This is a genomic window from Shewanella electrodiphila, assembly GCF_023283985.1.
GTDB lineage: Bacteria > Pseudomonadota > Gammaproteobacteria > Enterobacterales > Shewanellaceae > Shewanella > Shewanella electrodiphila.
The window spans coordinates 171578-194321 of record NZ_JAKIKU010000005.1; the positions used below are offsets into that span (position 1 = coordinate 171578).

Annotated in this window: 19 protein-coding genes; 8 read left to right on the forward strand and 11 right to left on the reverse strand. The window is 40.3% G+C overall.

Annotated features, from left to right (window positions below):
• Positions 1–230 precede the first annotated feature (230 nt).
• The 6 genes from L2737_RS11195 to L2737_RS11220 form a co-directional block, all read right to left on the reverse strand.
• Positions 231–1007: a hypothetical protein gene (locus L2737_RS11195; protein ID WP_248955748.1), complete on the reverse strand. Its 777-nt coding sequence runs from the start codon at positions 1005–1007 to the stop codon at positions 231–233.
• A 140-nt stretch (positions 1008–1147) separates the two neighbouring features.
• The gene (locus L2737_RS11200) at positions 1148–1609 is read right to left on the reverse strand and encodes an acyl-CoA thioesterase (protein ID WP_248955749.1); all 462 of its coding nucleotides are present in this window, start codon (positions 1607–1609) and stop codon (positions 1148–1150) included.
• A gap of 90 nt (positions 1610–1699) precedes the next feature.
• Positions 1700–1987 (reverse strand): Rho-binding antiterminator, encoded by a 288-nt coding sequence (locus tag L2737_RS11205; protein WP_229369007.1) that lies wholly within the window; start codon positions 1985–1987, stop codon positions 1700–1702.
• Between the two features lie 164 nt (positions 1988–2151).
• Entirely contained in the window at positions 2152–2745 is a 594-nt protein-coding gene (locus L2737_RS11210; protein WP_248955750.1) for a SixA phosphatase family protein, read from the reverse strand.
• A 26-nt stretch (positions 2746–2771) separates the two neighbouring features.
• The gene (locus tag L2737_RS11215) at positions 2772–3491 is read right to left on the reverse strand and encodes an SIMPL domain-containing protein (RefSeq protein WP_248955751.1); all 720 of its coding nucleotides are present in this window, start codon (positions 3489–3491) and stop codon (positions 2772–2774) included.
• A 283-nt stretch (positions 3492–3774) separates the two neighbouring features.
• Positions 3775–4854, reverse strand: a complete 1080-nt coding sequence (locus L2737_RS11220) for a TonB family protein (protein ID WP_248955752.1) — start codon at positions 4852–4854, stop codon at positions 3775–3777.
• Positions 4855–5061: 207 nt separating this feature from the next.
• On the opposite strand from L2737_RS11220, the gene L2737_RS11225 reads away from it, so the two are divergent.
• Positions 5062–6303, forward strand: coding sequence for an HD-GYP domain-containing protein (locus tag L2737_RS11225; RefSeq protein ID WP_283108336.1), 1242 nt, complete (start codon positions 5062–5064; stop codon positions 6301–6303).
• An 88-nt stretch (positions 6304–6391) separates the two neighbouring features.
• On the opposite strand, the gene L2737_RS11230 is transcribed toward L2737_RS11225, so the two are convergent.
• A complete protein-coding gene (locus tag L2737_RS11230; RefSeq protein WP_102528159.1) occupies positions 6392–7456 on the reverse strand; it encodes a 3-deoxy-7-phosphoheptulonate synthase in 1065 nt (354 codons plus the stop codon).
• A gap of 206 nt (positions 7457–7662) precedes the next feature.
• Positions 7663–8481 carry a posphoenolpyruvate synthetase regulatory kinase/phosphorylase PpsR gene (ppsR, locus tag L2737_RS11235; protein ID WP_102528158.1) on the reverse strand — a complete coding sequence of 273 codons (819 nt, stop codon included), beginning with the start codon at positions 8479–8481 and terminating at the stop codon, positions 7663–7665.
• A 124-nt stretch (positions 8482–8605) separates the two neighbouring features.
• On the opposite strand from ppsR, the gene ppsA reads away from it, so the two are divergent.
• The 4 genes from ppsA (at position 8606) to L2737_RS11255 (ending at position 12642) form a co-directional block, all read left to right on the forward strand.
• Entirely contained in the window at positions 8606–10975 is a 2370-nt protein-coding gene (gene ppsA, locus L2737_RS11240; protein ID WP_229369003.1) for a phosphoenolpyruvate synthase, read from the forward strand.
• A 133-nt stretch (positions 10976–11108) separates the two neighbouring features.
• Positions 11109–11303 carry a hypothetical protein gene (locus L2737_RS11245; protein ID WP_248955754.1) on the forward strand — a complete coding sequence of 65 codons (195 nt, stop codon included), beginning with the start codon at positions 11109–11111 and terminating at the stop codon, positions 11301–11303.
• Positions 11304–11537: 234 nt separating this feature from the next.
• Positions 11538–11834: a GNAT family N-acetyltransferase gene (locus L2737_RS11250; protein ID WP_248955755.1), complete on the forward strand. Its 297-nt coding sequence runs from the start codon at positions 11538–11540 to the stop codon at positions 11832–11834.
• A gap of 112 nt (positions 11835–11946) precedes the next feature.
• A complete protein-coding gene (locus L2737_RS11255; protein WP_248955756.1) occupies positions 11947–12642 on the forward strand; it encodes a DUF4937 domain-containing protein in 696 nt (231 codons plus the stop codon).
• A gap of 5 nt (positions 12643–12647) precedes the next feature.
• Here L2737_RS11255 and L2737_RS11260 read toward each other — a convergent pair whose 3' ends face one another.
• The gene (locus L2737_RS11260; RefSeq protein ID WP_248955757.1) at positions 12648–13385 is read right to left on the reverse strand and encodes a tRNA (adenine(22)-N(1))-methyltransferase; all 738 of its coding nucleotides are present in this window, start codon (positions 13383–13385) and stop codon (positions 12648–12650) included.
• Positions 13386–13841: 456 nt separating this feature from the next.
• On the opposite strand from L2737_RS11260, the gene ydiJ reads away from it, so the two are divergent.
• The 3 genes from ydiJ (at position 13842) to L2737_RS11275 (ending at position 18100) form a co-directional block, all read left to right on the forward strand.
• Positions 13842–16898 (forward strand): D-2-hydroxyglutarate dehydrogenase YdiJ, encoded by a 3057-nt coding sequence (ydiJ, locus tag L2737_RS11265; RefSeq protein ID WP_248955758.1) that lies wholly within the window; start codon positions 13842–13844, stop codon positions 16896–16898.
• A gap of 138 nt (positions 16899–17036) precedes the next feature.
• Positions 17037–17537 carry a DUF1285 domain-containing protein gene (locus L2737_RS11270; RefSeq protein ID WP_248955759.1) on the forward strand — a complete coding sequence of 167 codons (501 nt, stop codon included), beginning with the start codon at positions 17037–17039 and terminating at the stop codon, positions 17535–17537.
• A gap of 152 nt (positions 17538–17689) precedes the next feature.
• Complete coding sequence (locus L2737_RS11275) at positions 17690–18100, forward strand: MarR family winged helix-turn-helix transcriptional regulator (protein WP_229369644.1); 411 nt, start codon at positions 17690–17692, stop codon at positions 18098–18100.
• 173 nt (positions 18101–18273) lie between these two features.
• Here the strand turns inward: L2737_RS11275 and L2737_RS11280 are convergent, their stop codons facing one another.
• Both L2737_RS11280 and L2737_RS11285 read right to left on the reverse strand, forming a co-directional pair.
• Positions 18274–21381 (reverse strand): efflux RND transporter permease subunit, encoded by a 3108-nt coding sequence (locus tag L2737_RS11280; protein ID WP_248955760.1) that lies wholly within the window; start codon positions 21379–21381, stop codon positions 18274–18276.
• Positions 21378–22742 (reverse strand): efflux RND transporter periplasmic adaptor subunit, encoded by a 1365-nt coding sequence (locus L2737_RS11285; protein ID WP_248955761.1) that lies wholly within the window; start codon positions 22740–22742, stop codon positions 21378–21380. The genes L2737_RS11280 and L2737_RS11285 overlap by 4 nt, the downstream gene beginning before the upstream one ends.
• Positions 22743–22744: the final 2 nt, after the last annotated feature.

The following is a 22744-nucleotide window of genomic DNA, read 5'->3' on the forward strand; positions in this document are numbered from 1 at the left end:
CGAAAACAGTTAAATAATATTACGGCTTAGACTTTTGTCTAATAATAAACTTTGAGGTGAAAGTATTGTTCGCTAGAGCAGAAAATACAGGAGTCATGATATGACTCCTGATGTTTAACGATAAATCTAATTAATGGCAAGTGTAGAAGTATGTTTATAGACTTAAGATTTAATTTCAATATTGTCGTTCAACAGCTCGATGATATCGATGTTGATTCAGTTCAAAGCGATTAAAGTTGTTTGTTGTATTCGACTCTGAATTCACCTTTACCAAAACGGGTATTTTCATCCCAGTTGGCAAATAAACGTAGGTTTTGTGTCGGAGTAAATTGATAGCTTACCGCAAACTCATGGGTTAATACGCTATCATCGCCTGAAAAACCACTCGATTTAAAGGCTTCAGAACCTGAAATTGCACCCAAGAACATTGGGTTATAGTTCAGCCATATTTTGTCGTTAATTTCTATTTTAGAATACATACCAACAACATAAAAACTGCCATGCATGTCGTAACGGTCGGTAACTCCAGAACCAGTACTACCATCAAATGGCTCACCAACAGCAATACCAGCACCCGCTAATGGGTAGAGGTTAACTGGCCCCATTTTTGGTAAAGCTTGAATAAAGCTATAAGATGCGCTGCCTTGGTTAGAAGCGAAATCCCATTGAGCATCAAATTGAGAACCACGGCCATTAGTCAGATCAACACCAAAGTTTCTAAAACGCATAGAGTCAATGGAGTTAGTATCTGATGAACCATTCCAACCGGTTAATTCGCCAGCAAACCCTTTCACTTCAATGATATTCATGCCCATAGTTTCTGGGTTGTTTGTATCATAGGTTTGACCAAGTTTTAAATTAAGTCCAGCATCAGTAATGCCACCGCCAACTTGGGTGTATACCGCTAATGGATCTGACATATCTTGTACTTCTTTCTCGATGACTTCTTCGGCATAAGCACTTGAAGTCATAATACTAATGCTGAGTCCAATGAGTAACTTGTTCATTAATGGCGCCTATTCTAGTAAATAATTTAATTATTCCTATGATATAGTCCGCCATAGTTGAACTGAATTGAGCAAAGGTTATTTCGTGTATAACCCTTGGTTCATTATGCTTATTTGCTAATGTAAATTGATATGGTCAGTTAGAGGAGTTCTTTAGCAATGTCTGCTGACTGCCAAACTGGAATAGGGTTTCTGTCTTCATCGACGGCGACAAAAGTAAATACGCCTCGAATAGCATGTTCTCGTAAATCTTGGTACATATCCTCAACGAATATATTCACTTCAACTTTTAATGAAGTATTACCCACATGAATCACTCGCGCGACCAATTCAGCTAAACTGCCAGCGGGAATGGCTTTTTTAAAATCTATTCGATCTGAACTGACCGTCACTAACGCTTTTCGGCAAAAGCGTGTCGCGGCAATAAATGCGGTCTCATCCATCCATGCTAATGCATCACCACCAAATAATGTGTTGTGATGATTGGTATTTGAAGGAAATATCGCTTTGATGACCTTTGCTTCAGATTGCTCAATTCGAGCAGTGATATCTTCTGGAAATGATGGGTTATCTTGTGGTGATACGTTACTTGTAAAGGGCATTCAACTACCTAATTTTATTTTTAGTACTTCTAGTTGGATGGCGGATTATACGGATAACGTCACAAAATAGGTAGTGAAACTCAGCACGCCCTAGTCATCACTTAAGGTTAAATGGGTAAACTTTGCATTTTCAGTAAGTACCTTGATGTGTTTTATATTGTGGATTTCGACGGTGACAGGCTGTTGATTCTTGCTTAATTGGCCTTTAATGACCTCTACTTTTTCAATTGATTTACAGGCCGAATCGGACTTTTCCCCGCTAAATCCAGTATCAAAAAACACCCCTCCGATAATAGCGTTATCTTTCATGGTCAACTCTACGCGATATCGGTAAAGGCAGATTATTTCGATGTAATCGTGTAAGTCACATTTAAGCATAAACACTCCGAAAGAATTGTCTGGTCGTTGAATTTCAGTAAAGCTAAATTTAGATGAATATTTAGATTAATATCAGGGGGAGGGAGTGATGAAAATCAATAGTATTAAAATCAACTACAATAAAACAAAGTGCGGCATAATTTTTTAAGCTAGTACCTTAACAACTAGTACCTTAATAAAACTGAGCTGGTTTGTTGTTCCTGGTGATCAATGGTCAGAATGTATAATCGATTAAACTCAGTTGCTTCCACAATTTCATCTTCTGCAATGCCACCTAATAAACTGACCAGTTCAGGAGTGGTATTACTATGGCCAACAATGAGTATCCGCTGGTGGTGATTGGCTTTTATTGCTGTTGCAAAGTCAGACAATTTGCGTGGGTTATAGCTAGTAATCGTTAATGACTGAACTGATGCTGTTGGCTTTGCGGTATCTTGGGTACGATTATAATCTGTGCTGTAAATGGCATCTAAAGGCACTGATTGAAGCAAATTTGATAAGTTTTGCGCGCGTATTTTGCCTTCAGCTGTGAGGAAAGGGTCATTGCCCGATTCTTTTTCAGCATGTCGAACAAGAAATATCGTTTTGGTTTTAACGTCTGTTAGCTGTTCTGAATTAGTTTTTTTTGTATTGGATATCTCGGCTGCAATTAAACCACTGCTAAACATCAAAATAGCTAAAATAGTGATCAGGCCAAATGTCATCAATAGCCCTGTAAAGTATCTTCGGTTTAATTGTTTTCTATAGTGACTGTCCATCTTGTCCTCCTATGGTTAGGGTTAACTTAATCAGCAAGGTAGTATTCAATCGTTGATACCACTCTAACGCGTTTGATATGTGGATTATTCTTATCGCGATTGCTGATGCTAAATTGACCCTGACTTGCGCGTTTAATTTTTCCTAGTTGGCTATCAGAGTCTTTGGCAAATTTGTCGGCCACTAAACGTGCATTGCGGGTCGACTGTTCTATCATTTGCGGTTTAACTTCATTTAAACGTGTGAAAATATATTCAATTTGTGCGTCGTAATTGTTTTGTGAAAAAACGATACCTTTTTTACCTAGTTGGGTTAACTCTGGCATTGCACTTCGTACTTTTTCAATGTCAGTTGAGTACACTGTTATGGTCTGCAATGCGGTGTAGCGGTATTCTACTGTTTGGTTGCCACCATATTGCTGCGCTAGTTTATCCGTAATAGTAGGCGCGGATTGAGTGACTTCATCAGTTGTGATTTCGTTACTGATTAGAAATTGATTAATCAATGCTGTCTGACTATCAATTTGCTCATAAAGCGCCTCTAGACCATTGCTAGCAGCAGTAAATTGAATTGGCCAGATAACGACATCAGCTGGGTATTCATTTTGAGCAAGCCCCTTAACAGTGACACTTCTATCCAATAACTTGTATTCAATAATCGCCTGTTTCAGTAATAATCCCATCACTGATAAACCGACAACTAATAACACACCTAAAATAGCGGCACTGGATTTGTTTGTATTGTTCAAGAGGCGCTCCTTTAATTGGATATTATTTGAATACTATTTTGAATATTATTGCCGAATTGACGATCAAATCATTTAAAAATGAATTCAAAATTAACTGGTTTGTAACAAACATTAGCTAAAGACCATAACGGTAAGTTGACGTGCTCGTCAACTTTTGAGTTAAATTGATTGTTTTGCAGACAAGTGGCAAGGAGGAATTGGTTACAAGCGCCAAGGGAGTCGTCAGTATTTAAACACTTAAATAAAAAAGGAGGCTATAGCCTCCTTTAATCGGTAGTTCAAATTAACCAAAGGTATAATCTAATTGGACCGTTGATTCTGCTTTAACAGGTTTACCATCAACAAACTTTGGGGCATAACGCCATTCTTTCAGCACTTTGATACTTTCAGTTTCAAAAGCTTTACCACCTTTAGATGTTAATATTTCTGGATTGATGACAAAACCTTGTTCATCAACGGTAAAGCTAAGCTGTACCATGCCCTCAGTGCGACGTTTAGCTTTAGATTGCGGAAATTTAGGATTTACACGGTAAATAGGGGTTTGCTGCTGATCAGGGCTCCAAGGCTTCATGCTGCCGATGGCAATGCAATGTTCAGTGGCTTGCTCTGGCTCATCACGTTGGCTATAAAGTGACACTAGTTTAGCGTGTGAGGCTAACTCATAAGGATGAGAATATTCGAGGCGTTCATATTGATTGATAACTTCTAATAATTCAGCTTCGGCTTTGTCATATTTTTTATCTGCAAAATATACTGCAGCACTGTCGTATCTCGCGTTTACTAATACGGCAGCATCGTTGGGAAGGTTCTCACTGTAAATTTGTTTCGCTTTTAAAATATACCGGCGCACAGAGGGCTTGTCGTATTTAGAATTAATCAATTTGGTAAAACTGGCTGACAAGGTATGTGCATAAAGAATTGACTTGTCGCTGTCTTGCGCTATGTCACGAGCCTCAGATAACAGAGATTTAGCCAGTTTTATATCTTTAGTTTTGTCTGCATAGGTGAGTAAAGGGTCAATAATTTCAATACTTTCATCGCCATAGTGGGATTTGTACAAATCAAGTGTCAAATCAAAATAGGGTTGCGACTCACTATCTTGCTTATTTTCTGCTAGTGCAATGGCAAGGTTAAAGCTTAAGTTTGCCGTATCTATACTGTCTTTGCCGTATAGTTTTTTACCCAGGTCAAATGCTTGTTGTGCTGATAATACCGTTTGTTGTTTATCACCAGCAGTCACTGCTTGATTATAGGCTTGGTAAGCTTGGGTGAAATCCTGAGAAGAGGCAAAGGTGTATGTCGAGAAACATAAGCATCCTGCTAATAGGCTGATACAGGCTAATTGAGAGCCAGACTTAATCATAACAAATCCTTTTGATATTTCATTTTGTAGTGTAATTTTCAAAGCTTAATCACATCAGCTTTAGATAACAACATAATTTACTTAGTCATTTATGTGACCATTTATTTTGGCATTCTGTAATTTATTGCAATTTCGAAGAAGTTAACAATAATTATTGATACTGGAACAAGCGTGACAGTTAAACGCGTTGTACTTCAAGGAAGAATTATGTCAGTGGTGGGAAACCTATTCTCTGAGTCAATAACCCTCAATGATTCGTTATCTTATTGGCGAAGAATTATATTCAATCGAATATTTGGTTTATTAGCTATTATTTGCATCCCCGTATACTTCACAAGTGTGTACTTGTGTATTCAATCTGATCTTTTATTAATGGCGGTTTTTGACACCATAGTGTATGCCATTTTACTGTTTATTATTTGGGATAATAAACTCAGTGACAGAAGACGATTTTTAATTGGTTGCGGTTTATCTTACTGTATAGGTGTAGGTTTTTTAATCGCTATTGGCCCAAGCGGAGCAGGCTTCTTTTGGCTGTTTATGTTCCCGCCGTTGACCTGTATTTTACTTGGTAGTCAGGCCAGTAAGTTTGCCCAAATATTTAATTTTATTTCTCTGATACTTTTGGGTGCGGCATTTTATCTTGATTGGCATATATGGCCAGATATTGAAGGTTACAGCGTGGTTATTTGGTTGGTAGTGGTGATTAATTTTGTTGCTACCAATGCGATTGTGACAATGTCTACGGCGTTTTTACTGGATAAATTATCTAACTCTTTAGAAAGTACATTAACGTCAAGAAGAGCGACAGTGATTGGCTTAGCTAAGTTGGCAGAATACCGAGACAATGAAACAGGTGCGCATTTATTGAGAATGCAGCAATATGCTTCTATGTTGGCGAAACAAAGATACAGTGAGCGTGATGCCCCTGACGAGTTAACACTCTCATTTATTGAGGAAATAACCCTATCATCGGTACTTCATGATATTGGTAAAGTCGGCATTGCGGATGCTATTTTACTTAAACCTGGAAGATTAACACCTGAAGAGTTCGAACAAATTAAAGCGCACCCAGTAATAGGCTCGTCTGTTCTTGAAAGTATTACTCGCTACGCGCCAGATTGTAATTTTATCAAGATGGGCAGTGATATAGCTGGAGGACATCATGAAAAATGGGATGGTAGTGGTTACCCCAAAGGGCTTGCAGGCGATGATATTCCGCTGTCTGCTCGTATTGTGGCGCTAGTTGACGTGTATGATGCGTTAACGTCCCCACGATGCTATAAAAAACCGTTTAGTCATCAAGATGCTGTTGGGTTAATTCTTGAAGGAAAAGGGAAGCACTTTGATCCGACGTTGGTTGAGAGCTTTATGACAATTAATCATTTATTTAAAAAATTATCACTCATCTCAATTGAAGAAGGACAGTCATCTGCTCTTTTGGTTTGAATGAATGGTAGGTCATGGTTAACGAGTAATACAAAAAGAAAAGCCAATCATCACTGATTGGCTTTTTTGACATTACGTAATCGAAAAATTACTTGTTAAGTAGTGCTTTACGGTCTTTTGACGCTTGCGCTAAGTCACGTAATAATTTTTCAGAATCTTCCCAATGCAAACATGCATCAGTAATGCTTTGGCCGTAGGTTAAAGGCTGATCTTCAACAACTTTTTGATTGCCTTCAATCATAAAGCTTTCAGCCATGATACCAGCAACTGCAGTACTACCACTGCGCATTTGTTCCATGATGCTATCAGCAACATTTAACTGATTCTTATGTTTCTTCTCGCTATTACCATGGCTAAAATCAACGACGATACGTTGAGTGACACCAACAGTTTCTAGCTGTGAACGGACGATTTCTACATCTTCCGCTGAGTAGTTTGGTTTTTTACCGCCACGTAAAATGATATGACCATAAGGGTTACCATGAGTGCGGTAAACAGCCATTGCACCATCTTTATCTGGTGAGTAGAAAATATGTGGAACTTGCGCTGCACGAACTGCATCAACAGCAATGTTGATGTTGCCATCTGTGCCGTTTTTAAAGCCAACAGGGCACGATAATGCTGAGGCCATTTCACGGTGAATTTGGCTTTCAGTGGTACGTGCACCGATTGCGCCCCAAGTGATGAGATCGGCAATGTACTGACCATTGACCATATCTAAAAACTCAGTGGCAATTGGTAATTTAAGTTCAGTGATTTGTTGTAATAAATGACGCGCCATTCTTAAGCCTTTATTTGGGCTAAAGCTACCGTCTAAGTCAGGATCTGAAATTAAGCCTTTCCAGCCTACGATAGTGCGTGGTTTTTCAAAGTAAACACGCATAACGATACACAAATCGTCTTTAAGTTCGTGATGAAGTGCTGCTAAACGTTGAGCATAATCTAAAGCCGCTTCAGTATCGTGAATTGAACAAGGGCCGATGATAACCAGTAATCGTTGATCTTCGCCTGCAATAATGGCTTCAACTTCACGACGTTGCTCAACTAAGTAGTCAGCAGCATCTTGGGTTAATGGATATTCAGATGCGAGTTGCGCAGGTGAAATTACCTTACATAAAAGGGAGGTACGTAGTTCGTCAGTTTTAATTGTCATTCATTTTACCGAGCATGTTTGCGATGAATTAACATCATATTGCTCGGGATTATAACTAATTAGTTAGCGTTAGACACGTTGAAATCGACTTAGATAGAGAACAAAAGCGGTCAAATAGGAATAAGTTAGCCGAAAATGTTGTGTGTTTAACATTCTCGGCATATATAGGCAGACTTTTTATCAATGACTGCCTAGTTGTAGCAGAGTTAAAACATATGTCGTTTCAAGCCTGTAATATCAAGAATTCTTGCCGATATCTCTTCTACTGAATGGTAGGTTGTATTGACGAACGGAATGCGCTCTTTCTTATATAGCATTTCTACTTCTTTCACTTCGATACGACATTGTCTTAACGATGAGTATCGGCTGTTCTCCATACGTCCTTGGCGGATCTCATGTAAGCGATTGGGATCAATCGTTAAGCCAAATAATTTAGACTTATTTCGTTTTAATGCTTCTGGCAACTTTAAGTTATCCATATCGTCTTCTACAAAAGGGTAGTTGGCCGCTTTGATGCCAAACTGCATAGAAAGATACAAACTCGATGGTGTTTTTCCGCAACGGGAAACACCGAGTAAAATAATGTCGGCTTTATCCATGTGTTTCATGGTTTGACCATCATCATTATCTAAAGTGAAATTAATCGCATCAATACGGTTGTCATAAGCTTCGTTAGCGGTGCTCTTGCCGTGAGTTCGGTTAATAACTGGCGCTGCTTTTATACCTAGTTGTTGTTCTAGTGGCGAAACAAAGGTGTTCAAAAAATCATAATCTAGCCCTTCGCTTGAGAAAATAATATCGCGAATGTCGGAATTTACTATCGAATGGAACACAACGGGTCTTAAGCTTGTTGTAATAAAACTATCATTGATTTGTTGTTTCACCTTTTCAGCTTTGGCTACACTGTCAATAAATGGAATGGTAAGTGCTTCAAATTCAACTGGAAATTGCGACAGTACTGCGTGGCCAAATACTTCTGCGGTGATCGCGGTCCCATCTGATATGTAGAATACTTTTGGTGTCATTTCAGCCTCTTGTAGTAATAAAATTACAAATAAAATTATACATTTACGGTTGTTGTGGTGGAGTGTAGAATGCCTCTGCCCTCGTGTGAAGGGGCCATTGAAATAAACTTGTGGAGAGATAACTGTGCAGCAATACATACTCTGGTATCAAGAACTAGGAATGGGTGATGTAAACAAAGTTGGCGGTAAGAATGCGTCACTTGGTGAGATGATCAGTAACCTAGCAAACGCAGGTGTTCAAGTCCCAGGTGGATTTGCTACAACTTCTTATGCGTTTAATGAGTTTCTAGAGCAAAGTGGTGTTAACCAGAAAATTTTCGATATTCTAGCAACATTGGATGTTGATGACGTTAATGAATTAGCGAAAGTTGGTGCACAGATTAGACAGTGGGTTATCGATACCCCATTTCAACCGGAACTAGAAGATGCGATTCGTGAAGCTTACGAGCAACTTTCTAGTGAGACGCAAGAAGCCTCATTTGCAGTGCGTTCATCAGCAACTGCTGAAGATATGCCAGATGCATCTTTTGCAGGCCAACAAGAAACATTCCTAAACGTTAAAGGCTTTGATGCTGTATTACTTGCTATTAAGCATGTTTACGCTTCGCTCTTTAACGATCGTGCAATTTCATACCGTGTTCACCAAGGTTATGAGCACCAAGGTGTGGCATTATCTGCTGGCGTTCAACGCATGGTTCGTTCAGATAAAGCGTCTTCTGGTGTTATGTTCACTATGGACACTGAGTCAGGTAACAACGACGTTGTTTTCATCACTTCATCATTTGGTCTAGGTGAAATGGTAGTACAAGGTGCGGTTAACCCTGATGAATTTTATGTTCACAAACCAATTTTAGCGCAAGGGCATCAAGCCGTTGTGCGCCGTAATATCGGCAGCAAGTTGATTCAAATGGTTTACTCTGACGATGCTTCACATGGTAAGCAAGTGAAGATCGAAGATATCCCTGCAGAACAACGCAGCATTTTCTCAATCAATGACGAAGAAGTCATGGAATTGGCTAAACAAGCCGTCATTATTGAGCAACATTATGGCCGTCCAATGGACATCGAATGGGCAAAAGATGGCAATGACGGTAAGTTATATATCGTTCAAGCCCGTCCAGAAACGGTTCGTAGCCGTGAAGATGTACAATTAATCGAACGTTACCACTTAAAAACTCAAGGTGATGTCGTTTGTGAAGGTCGTGCCATTGGTCATAAAATCGGTACCGGTGTTGCTAAAGTATTAGCCTCTATCGAAGATATGGATCAAATTGAACCTGGTGATGTACTCGTTACTGACATGACGGATCCTGATTGGGAACCAATCATGAAGCGCGCAAGCGCTATTGTTACAAACCGTGGCGGCCGTACTTGTCACGCAGCAATTATTGCTCGCGAACTTGGTGTTCCAGCCGTTGTTGGTTGTGGTGACGTAACTGACCGCATTCAAAATGGTCAAGTTGTGACGGTTTCATGTGCTGAAGGTGATACAGGTTTCATTTACGATGGTAAGCAAGACTTTGAAGTCATCACTAATCGTGTTGATTCATTACCTGAACTACCAATGAAAATCATGATGAACGTCGGTAACCCTGATCGTGCATTTGATTTTGCTCGTCTTCCTAACGAAGGTGTTGGTCTTGCGCGTCTTGAGTTCATTATCAACCGCATGATTGGTATTCATCCTAAAGCATTGCTTGATTTCAACTCTCAACCTGCTGAGCTACAACAAGAAATCAACGAGATGATTGCAGGTTATGAATCTCCAGTTGAATACTATGTTGCTCGTCTGGTTGAAGGTATCGCAACGATTGGTAGTGCGTTCTATCCTAAGAAAGTTATCGTACGTATGTCAGACTTTAAGTCTAACGAATACGCTAACCTTGTTGGTGGTGACCGTTACGAGCCTGAAGAAGAAAACCCAATGTTGGGCTTCCGTGGTGCAAGTCGTTATATCTCTGAATCATTCCGTGATTGTTTCGCGCTAGAATGTGAAGCGATTAAACGTGTCCGTAACGATATGGGTCTGAAGAACGTTGAAATCATGATTCCATTCGTGCGTACGGTTGATGAAGCTGCGCAAGTGATTGAATTGCTAAAAGAGCAAGGTCTTGAGCGTGGTAAAGATGGTTTACGCGTCATCATGATGTGTGAATTACCTTCGAACGCATTATTAGCTGATCAGTTCTTGGAGCACTTTGATGGTTTCTCTATCGGCTCTAACGATTTAACTCAGTTAACGTTAGGTCTAGATCGCGACTCTGGCATCATCAGTCACTTGTTCGATGAGCGTAATGATGCAGTTAAAGCATTACTTTCATTAGCAATCAAAGCGGCTAAAGCAAAGGGCGCTTACGTAGGGATTTGTGGCCAAGGCCCATCAGACCATGCAGACTTCGCTCAATGGTTAGTTGAGCAAGGCATCGATACCGTATCACTTAACCCTGATACAGTAATCGACACTTGGTTATACCTTGCTGAAGAACATGCGTAATTGCTAAGTATATTTATGCGTTAGTAGGTTAAAACCTAAGAAAAGCCGCTATTTAGCGGCTTTTTTCATTTTTATTGTGGCATGATTGAACGCTTTGCAACATAACTGACTGAGTTCATGGAAGGTAAGGTCAATGAATAAAGAACTGATCCCATATGATCAGCAATACCGTCATCAATGTATTGAAGCTTTTGAGAGTAATATTGGTCTTTATTTTGCGAAAGATGAACTCAGAGAATTTATTAAGTTTCTTGATCATGACGTATTTGAAATCGAATACTATACCCATGTCACCTCAAGATGCTTTGTCAGGCATAAGCTCGAATAACAATGCAAGGCGTAAGCTGAGGTAATTGTTATTCACTTTTCAAAGGTTACAACGTAGCAATGGTTTTCGAAGCAACGGTTTTCGAGCTTGCGCCCCGTAGGGCAAGTCAAATAGCACCAATCTGCGTTGTTATAAAATATCGATGTAGAATAACTATACTTCAATTTTATGCCTAGCATCTTGGCACTATTTGCCTTGCTGACTTTGCATCTTGAAGTATCATGGGGATATATCGTGATACACAATAATGAAGTGATCGGCTGCGGTGGATTTTGTCTTAAAGATAATATGGTGAGATTAGTTGATGGAATGATCACTAAAACACATCATAAAACGGGTGCAGGAGCGTTTCTTTTAGCCTCACGTCTTGAAAAGATTAAATTCAAATATCCAAAGCTGAAAGTCGGTATTAACACTTCTCAGCATACAGCAGGCTTTTTTGAAAGGTATGGCTTTGTTATGACTAAAAAAGTGAAAAATTTTTACGCATTGGGAATAGATAAAGTTTCGATGGAATATGTGCCTAGCTAGTTACCTCACTATTACTAACACTAAGACTATCACTTATCTCAGATAAAACACGCTGAAAAGTAATCTTGAAAATTTAACAGCCTCTAATAAGTTCGTTTAAAAGGAATTAACGATGACATTAGCTAAAATTATTAGCTGTAAGGTAACACCATCGCAAATCAACCCGTTCAGTCACTGTCAAAGCCAATGGGGGCTAACCGCAACTTGTAACGGTTTTTTAGGACAATTTGGTGGATGGGTTAATCCTAATGAAACCTCAGAATATCAGCGGGCAATCATTATTGCACTATGGCAGTCTCAGGCACATTTAACCGCTTTTATGCAATCAGTTCACGATGACATTATTGAACATAATCTTCAGGGAGATACATACCTTCACTGTCAGGTTAAGCGCCAGCAACATGTAATGTCTATTAATAGTAATCAGCTAATTATTCCTAAAGTTAACTTGATCCGCGTTGCCTACTGCAATGGAGTCATAGACAAGCAAAAGTTTATTCGAGATCAACAGCAAATTTGGAATCCTGGTATGCATGAGCAGGCCGGCTTTTTAGGTGGTGATGTGTGGCAAGAAGAGGCGCGTCATAAGAATACTGATTCTGGCAAAAATGAAGGCATTAATGCATCTACAGAAACAAACTATGTGGTCGTCACTTATTGGGCTTCTGAACAGGCACATTTAGCATACTTGAATAATACCTTTCCACGCTTAAAGTCACAGGTAAACCCACTTGATTATATAAAGCACATTAGCGGTGACACTATTTTAGTTGAGCGTAAATGGGATGTACTCAGCAGCATAATCTGAGCTGATTAATGAGTAGCAATGTCGACAGATTGATAAGCATCAATGATGTGCTGCACATTGGCGTTAGGATCTAACTGAATACGTTGATAATGACTGAGTATTTTTTGTAAATATTGCTGACTAACATTAATGTTTTCAGCGGTGTTAGCTTGCCAAATTTGTGTTCCTACAGCAGATACTGGCTGTAGTTGTCCGCTTTGTTGGACTTTATCTTCTCGGTCTACACCTTGCTGCAGGTTTGAGGCGTGAATGATTTCATAGAAACGTTGGTTTTCTTGTATAAGAGCTTCATTTTTCAAACTACAATTTATTGAAATAAGTGCCTGTCTTAATTTAAATTGGTGATGAACAGGACACAATAGAAAATCAATATTTAGCTTAGGGTAGTTGTGATGAATCGATTGAATAAATTCACTGATTAAATCACCGCCAACACCCGCAATAATGACTAAATGCTTACCACAATATTTGTCTAAAGGAAGCTTTGCTACATCTATACAGTGAGTAAACCAGTTGGATTGGACTGTGGGCTTAAGCTTTGAGCTTGAATTAAGTCGGACTAATTTTTGCTCTAGTTCATTCATTAACTCAACAACGATATCAACAAAGTGTATATTTGGCGCAGCTTGGCGCATTAATAAGGCCCCACCTAGAAATCCATGATCGCAACAACAATCCCAAATATGATCGTACCCAGATAAGACCATATCATCTAATTGCTGCAATCTTTTACTGAGTTTCATGGGGTGTATATCCGAGTGTAAGTGGGAGTGTTTATTAAAAAGCGCCGCATTGTAATGGTTTTCAATCTGTGGGTATATGAATTAGTCGTAATAGTGTGAATAATCTGCACCATATACCTGCACCATATACCTGCACTATTTAACCTGTAATGGATGCTTTTGAGCTCAAGTTTCAAATCTGCAGATTAAATTGAGATTTACCTGTATTAGATTTGAAAAATAGGGTTAATCATCATATTCAAGAAATATGAATCTTACATAATCAACTAATGGCTATTTTTTTAAGTTTTTAACTGTTCATTTAGCTAATGAAGCAATGGCTTACGTGTATTGTTTTTATTAATGATTAAGTCGTTACTGTATTGAATGTTTCTAATGAAAATTTTTAACTCAACTACTTAGCGGCTCTATTTTTGTTTATAATGATCACAAAATTACTATAAACAGAAGTCGAATATGCTGCCGTTGCTATCTCACCATCAAACTTTAGAGCCTATTTATTTACGTTTTCTAGATGCCCTTGAAGCATCGTCTTTTGCCGGTGAAATAGATAAGCGTTACAGCGCCAGACTGATTCAAGCCACAGATAATTCTGTTTACCAGTTTTTACCACAAGCAGTCATTTATCCCCTTAATCAGACAGATGTCGAATTAGTACTCAATTTGGCGTCAGACCCTCAATATAAGCAAGTGACTTTTAGTGCTCGTGGTGGCGGAACGGGCACTAACGGCCAGTCGTTAACTCATGGGTTGATCCTTGATGTTTCAAGACACATGAATCAAGTGATTGAAGTCAATGCAGAAGAAGGCTGGGTTAAAGTGCAAGCGGGTGTGGTAAAAGATGCGCTTAATGATGCCCTAAGACCACATGGTTTCTTTTTTAGTCCCGATTTATCAACTTCAAACCGCGCCACCGTTGGCGGTATGATTAATACTGACGCATCTGGTGCGGGCTCTTTAGTTTATGGTAAAACCTCAGATCATGTATTAGGGCTCACCAGTGTGTTAGTTGATGGTAGCGTATTAACTACAGCTCCAATTGAGGCAGATGCTGCCTTAACTCAAGAAGTTGAACCTAATCCATTTGCTCAAAATATCATTCGCCATATCGCTAAGCGTTGTCATGAAAAGCGTGAATTAATCATTAAGCAATTTCCTGCCTTAAACCGCTTTTTAACCGGTTACGATTTGCGTCATGTGTGGAATGATGATTTAACCCAATTTGATTTATCACGCATATTAGCAGGCTCAGAAGGTACCTTAGCCGTACTAACTGAAGCTAAATTGAATATCACGCCGCTACCTAATACGCGGATGATGTTGAATATCAAATATGATTCGTTTGAATCAGCGCTGCGTCATGCACCATCGTTAGTTGCCGCAAGTGCGACAGTGGTAGAAACCATCGATTCTAAAGTGTTAAATCTTGCCCGAGAAGACATCATTTGGCATTCAGTGTCACACCTGATTGAAGCTGTGCCTAATAAAGTGATTGAAGGACTCAACATGGTTGAGTTTGCTGGTGATGAAGATGATGTTAAGCAACGTATTGGTAAGCTGGAGGTCGTTTTAGCAAGGCAATTAGCCAATGAAGAGGCGGGTGTTGTTGGCTATCAAATCACTTCAGATAAACCGAGTATCAATAAAATTTACGCTATGCGTAAAAAAGCGGTAGGGCTATTGGGTGCAACAAAGGGACGCCGTAAACCATTAGCGTTTGCTGAAGATACCGCTGTTCCGCCTGAAAACCTCGCAGATTTTATTATGGAGTTTCGCGACTTATTAGATGGGCATGATCTCAAATATGGCATGTTTGGCCATGTGGACGCGGGGGTTTTACATGTGCGTCCAGCGCTGGATATGTGCGATGAGGCTGACGAAAAATTATTAAAAACCATATCTGATCAAGTGGCCGAGCTGACGCTTAAATATGGTGGTTTGATGTGGGGCGAGCACGGTAAAGGCGTGCGCGGCGAATATGGTCCTGCGGTATTTGGCGACGAGCTTTATGGTGAGCTTGAAGACATCAAAGGTTTATTCGACCCTGAAAATAGATTAAACCCAGGCAAGTTGGTGGCACCTAAAAACAGTGGCCCAATGATGTTTAACGTAGATAGTGTTAAACGCGGTAAATTTGATCGTCAAATCCCTATTGAAACCAGAGATGCATTTCCTGATGTGATGAACTGTAATGGTAACGGTCTGTGTTTTAACTACAGCAGTTATTCATTTATGTGTCCGTCTTTTAAAGCGACTGGCGATCGTATTCACTCACCCAAAGGCCGTAGTGGCTTAATGCGTGAATGGCTACGATTATTAGAAGCTGAAGGCGTTGATCTTGATGCTCTTGCAAAATCAAAACCATTAAGCATCATGCAACGGGCGCAAAATAGCCTTAACAGCACCCGAGATTATGACTATTCCCATGAAGTGATGGAATCTTTAAAAGGTTGCTTAGCCTGCAAAGCCTGTTCTGGTCAGTGCCCTGTTAAGGTCGATGTACCCAAGTTTAGAGCGCAGTTTTTCAATATTTATTACAAGCGCTATATGCGACCAGCGAAAGATTACCTTGTCGCGGGTATCGAAGATATGTTGCCAATGATGGCAGCGATGCCAAAGGTCACCAATTTAGCTTCGCAGAATAAACTGAGCCAATGGGTTATCAAAAAATCAATTGGTTATGTTGATGCACCCGCTTTGTCAGTGCCAACATTAAAACAACGTTTAGATGGCCATGAAAGCCGTGGTTATGATTTAGAAGCGCTACAAGGGATCCCAGGATCTGAACGGGAAAAGTATGTCTTAGTGGTGCAAGATCCTTTCAATAGTTTCTATGATGCAGAGTTAGTATTCCGCTTTATTCAATTGATTAAAGAAATGGGCCTTAAACCCGTATTATTGCCGTTTAAGCCTAATGGTAAACCGACTCATATTAAGGGATTTTTAGATAAATTTGCTAAAACTGCGCAGTCTAGCGCAGACTTTTTAAATCAAGTTCATGGCTTAAATATGCCGATGGTGGGGTTAGATCCCGCGTTAGTCTTGTGTTACCGCGACGAATACAAAGAAGTATTAGGTGACAAGCGTGGTAACTTTGAAGTCCTATTGGCCAATGAATGGCTAACAGATGCCATTAAAGGCTTACCACAACTTGCACAAACAGAGCAGAAATTCAGTTGGTTCAGTCATTGCACAGAATCAACTGCTAAACCAGCCACGCCATCAGAATGGAAAAAGGTGTTTAGTCACTTTGGTGCCAATTTTGATGTGATTAACGTCGGTTGTTGCGGTATGGCGGGCACTTATGGTCACGAACAAGATAACCTTGGCCGCTCTAGCAAGCTCTTTGCTATGTCATGGCAGCCGACATTAGATGGCATTGACGATAAAACCCAAGTATTAGTGTCTGGTTATTCTTGTCGCAGCCAAGTTAAACGTTTTGCAGGCTTTAAACCTAAGCACCCCATTGAAGCTTTACTACAGTTACTAAAGGCAGCTAACGAAGCTCAATAACGAAGCTAATAACGAAGCTAATAATGAAAGTCGAATAAGCTTTAGACATGACTGGTGCGAGTTACTTTTTAATCCTTCGCGCCAGTTATTGTTGCCGCTAAATAACGACATACAGTGGTATCAAAAGGGAGTTGATAGATGACAAAAACCGCCTCGAAAAATGCTATCAGTGTTTCGGCACAGCTAAAACAACTCAGCTTAACCCAATCAAAAACTCAAACGCATTTACACTCCAAATCAAATACTGATGAATCTGCACCGCTATGCAGTGAAACGCCCGTGTTTGATATTAATAGTGAAGGTGAGTGGTTTTACCTTGATAGCCCATTACCAGCCAAATTTGCTAAGTTATTTGCTAGTGTCCTTAATTGTATTAATGGCGAATACTTTCTGATAACGCCAGTAGAAAAAGTCAAAGTCACGGTTAAACGACACGCAATTGTGTTAGTTGATTACCAGCTAGACGATAAAGATGGATTAACATTCATTAGTAGTATTGGTACTGAGCATGCTATAGCTAATATATCTGAAGTGGCGTTGTTAGAAGATGCCATTGAAATAAATATAGAAAGGGGCGTTAAAGCGGGATTAGGCCGTGCTTGTTACTACCGATATATTAATCAATTTGTAACAGACTGACTAAAATTACGGTCTTATACGTACTAGATCCTGTATTGAATGATAACCTGTTTATATGATAGTAATCTAAAGTACAACTCAACAGTCGTATTCTTAGCTTGATTCGTTATAAGACCAGTAGCTAAGGGTTGATGAGCATGTAGGAGCGGTTTATGAAACGTTATGAAAGTCTTTATTATCAAGTATCTCACCTTAATATCATGCTGCAAAATGAGCTTGATCAGCGCCTTAAGCGTTATGACCTGGACATTAAACTCTGGCCAGTTCTATTTTCTTTATGGCAAGAAGAGGGCATCAGTCAAACAGAGTTATCTAAGCTTTGTGATGTCGCCAACTACACTATGACTCGTCTGTTAGATCAGCTTCAGGTCCAAGGCTACATTACCCGTCATCAGGAGTCTGATAATCGCCGTGCTTTTCAAATATTTTTAACCGATGCAGGAAAGGCGTTAGAGCAAGACCTAATTCACGAAGCTGAGTGGGTTAATCAAAAGTGCCTTGCACGGTTAGATGAGCAAGAACAACAAACCTTGTTACAGCTTCTAAACAAGATTAATCAATAGTAATTAGTGTTTAACTCTCAACTAGTCGTGAAATACATTTTTATCTTAGAAAGACAGTAAATGCATAAAAATAAAGGCCGATAATGATTTCATTAACGGCCTTTATTCGTTTTACAGAAAGCTAACTCTGCCTTGAGTTACAGTGACCAATATAATTGATACTAGCTGATATCTTATGCTTCTAAGTCTTCATGTTTATGTACTAGATTAAAATCTGCCAGTACTGCATAAGCACTCGGGATGATAAACAGCACTAATAATGTTGAAGTGAAAATACCAAACACAATTGAGATGACAATGGGCTTAACTACTTGCGCCTGTAATGAGGTTTCCATTAACAATGGTAATAAGCCTGCTGCGGTGGTTAAAGACGTCAGGAATACCGCTCTGAAACGATCGCGACTGGCTTTAACGACTGCTTCTTGAATGTTATCGCCTATGTCTACGTGATGGCGAATGTATTGCACCAACAAAATAGAGTCGTTAACCACAATCCCCGCAAGAGAGACAAAGCCTAATATTGATGGCATCGACAGGCTATGGCCTGTGAGCAAATGGCCCCAGAATACGCCGATTAATGCTAAAGGAATGGCTAGCATGACAACGAATGGCTCTAAATAACTTCTAAACTGAAAGCTTAAAATCGCAAATAAGCCAAATAGACCAATGATGAAGCCTTGCATAAACGAAGCGCCAGTTTTAGCCGTTTCTTTTGCAGCGCCTTCATAATCTACTTTGATCCCTGGGTATTTTTCACGAAGCTCATTAGCAAATTCAGTTCTCACTTTACCTACAATTTCACTGCCATTGGCTTTAGTATTGTCGATATCTGCCATCACAGTCACTGTGCGTTGACTTTCAATACGTTGAATACGCACGTATGAACGCTCGTAATCAAGGGTTGCTACCGCGCTGAGCGGCAGTTGGTTGCCATCGCCCAACATAATTGGGAAATTAGCCAATGCTTGCAAATCACCCGCTTGTTGTTTATTGAGGCGTACCTGAATCTCAATATTTTCTGGGCCAGCTTGTACATCGTCGGCGGTTTGACCAAAGTAGGCGGCGCGCAATTGCGATGCAATCATTTCGCCATCTACGCCGTAGTTTTCTGCGCCATCTCTAAGCTTAACTAAGACTTCTTCTTTACCCGGCCTCATGTCATCTAAAATGCCATTAACACCCGAGAACTGACTTAAATAGGACTGTAAATCAACCGAGGCCATCTTTAAGGTTTCAAGGTCATCATGTTGTAAGCGTACTTCCACATCGCGCCCAGCAGGCCCCATTGAAGGTTGTTTAAATACTAACGAAATCGGCGTGGCAATATCACCACTTTCGATACGCCAATCTTCGATGAAATTGTCAATTAAGGTTTCACGGGTTTCGGCTGATAATAAATCTAATCTCACGGTTGCAACATGCGGTCCTGATTCTCCGGCATCAGCATTCATATTGTATTGCTCGGTGATATAGCGAATGAGATCCGCGTCTTCTTGATTTTTCTCTGTGTATTTGGCACCGACTTTATTCGCACTGGCGACGAGTTTTTCAACCACTAGCTTGGTTTGATCTAGTGTTGAGCCCGGCGGCAAAATAATCCGCGCTTCAGCGATATCTCCGTCAAGCTCTGGAAACCCAACAAACTTAACCGCGCCACCTGCGACTAAAGCCACAGAGATAAACAGTAAGCCTAAAGTCGCGCCAAGACTGGCGTAGCGCCATTTCACCACAAAGGTTACGGCATCCACTAGGGTGTTATTACGAAAGTATTCGAATTTTTCTAAGAATACTTTTTTAAATTTAAGAGGCGGCTTCTCTTTCTTTTGTGATTTAAGAGAATGACTTAAGTGATTTGGAAGAATTAAAAATGCTTCGATAAGGCTGACACTCAGCACCATAATCAATACAAGTGGCACCACGGATAATACATCGCCCATTTGCCCATCGAGCCACAATAAACTGCCGAAAATAAATACCGTGGTTAAAAAGGATGAAAATACACCTGGAGCGACTTTTTTGACTCCTTGGGTGACCGCTTCATTAACGGGCAAACCTTTTTCGACATGGGCTGCAACAGACTCTGCAATCACAATGGCGTCATCCATCATGATACCAATGGCCATCAATAAACCAACAAGGCTCATGATGTTAATGGATACCCCAAATACCCACATTAAGAATAGGCCACCCATAAAGGCGACGGGTAAACCTGCAGAGACCCAGAATGAATAGCGCAACGAGAAAAATAGCCACATTGAGAAGAACACCAAAATGATCCCCTGCCAGCCATTTTTAAGCAGCATAGACAGCCTGTCTTGCAACAGTGATGACATATCATTGGTTAAGGTCAATGTTACGCCATCCGGGGCGACGAGTTGCTCTTGGGCGACAAACTCAGTGACTCTGGCTTTAATTCTAAGCGCATCATCAGCTTTGTTCTTTTGTATTTTAAGTACCGCAGCGGCTTTACCATTAAAAATGGTGTGTTCTTCTTCAAGTTCAAATAAGTCTTCTATCTTGGCTATGTCACGTAATCTGACGACGCCGCCTTCAGGGTTTGAAGAGACAATGATTTTGCCCAAATTTTCAGGCGTGATGCGGCGTTCATCAAAACGAATCAATAGGTTTTTATCTGATAACTCCACGCTACCGGCAGGCATTTGTACATTTTGGCGTCCGACTTTGTCTGCTACTTCAGCGACCGTGAGCCCCAAACGTCTAATATCTGCTTCATTAAGCTCAACCCGTATTTGGTGGTCAGAAAAGCCAGATACTGTGACTAAATTAACTCCCGCATCAATTTTCAGCCGTCTTTTTAAATCTTCTGCGTATGATTTTAAATGCGGTAAACTGGCATCAGCAGCAATGGCGATATCGACCACAGGTTCAGCCCAATCAAGCTCTTTAACTGTAGGTGGATCGATTTGCGATGGAAAATCTTTTATGGCGTTAATTTCGGTTTGAATATCCACTAAACTGCGCCCCATATCAGCAGAGCCTGTTAACTTAACCGTTAACGAAGCAAAACCTTCTTGGGCATCACATTTCGTTTCTTCAATATCGCTTAAACCATCAATGGCATCTTCCATGCGTAAACACAGGCTTTCTTCCACTTCAGCTGGCGATGCGCCGGGGTAAACTACACTGGCGATAATGTAGGGCGGGCTAAATTCAGGGAAGGTCTCGCGTTTAATTTTACCGATGCTGCTTAAGCCAACAACAAAAAATGCCAACATCATCAAGTTAGCGATGGTGGGGTGGCGAGTGAAAAAGTTAATCACTGATTGTTCTCCCCATTATCTTTTTCGTCACTCATTTGTGTGTCACTTGTCTTGGAACCTGCAATTTTAAGACTCATACCTGCAATGGCAGGAATTAAGTCGTTGGTCACGACTTGGTCGCTATTTTTTAACGCAGGCTCACCAGTTTGACTGGCTATGGCAACGCCATTTTTAGTCCGATACACCACATCAACCGATTTGATTTGCAGTTTGCCTTCGTTATCCATCAGATAAATTTTATCGCCGTGCAGTGCTTTTTCAGGGATCACAAACTGATTTGATGAGTAACCATTGATGTAGGCTGTTACAAACATGCCATTAGTTAACGGTGGACGCTTAACTAAGTTCATGTCGTTAAAGTCTTGTTCAACCTCAAGATAAAAACCGATAGTAGCCTGATCAGGGTTAATCGTGTCTGCTATACGGGTTAACTTGGCTTGCCATTGATGATGATTTTTGCCCATGTTGATTTCAACATGGCTGTTAAAGTTTACTCGCTCAATTGACGGTAATGATGCGCTGTCTCTTGGAATATCAGAGATGCTGGTAATTAAGGTTTCAGCATCTTGCAATGATAACTCAGCTTTGATTTCAACCGCGCCTAACTGATGCGCTTCAAATAGCACTGCACCACTTGATACTGCTTGAGCTCGTTCGATATTCACTTCGGCGATACGAGCATCAAATGGCAAGGTAAACTGGGTATTATCCAATTGTCGCTGGGCATCATTTAATAAGGCCTGATTGACTTTAACTTGAGCCTGCGTGACTTTGCGATCATCTGGCAGCAAACTTAAGCTGCTGTTCAAATCTTGAACTAGATTTCGCTGGGCTAATAATGCTTGTTTCTGGGTTTCTAATTCAGATTTTGAAATCAAGTTTTTGGTGTTAAGGGCTTTTTTACGTTGGTATTCTTGATCCACTAAGGTCAATTTTTGCTGTTCAATTTCTAGACTAGTTTTTAAATTGATTTCTTGTTGATTAAGCTGAACTAATTGCGCCTGAGCGCCGTTATAGTTTGCTTCTGCTTGGGCGAGCTTTAATTCATATTCGAGTGGGTCGATGACCAGCACTAAGGTGTCCGCTTTAATTAATCGACCAGTTTCTAATTCTGGGTGACGATAAATGATTTTGCCACCGACTTCAGCGATGCCTTGCCAGCTGTGTTTAGGGGCGACTCGGCCGTAGGCTTTGATCACAGGCATACTTAGCTGTTTATCTAGGCTTATCACTTCCACTAACCGTGACTTATCGTGACCTGCTTCTAGTTCAGGCGATGAACGCAGCGCAATGGCGGCAAATAAAATCATAAAACCGGCTGCTATTCCGGGAAATACGTAACGTCTTTTTAAGCTAGTCATGT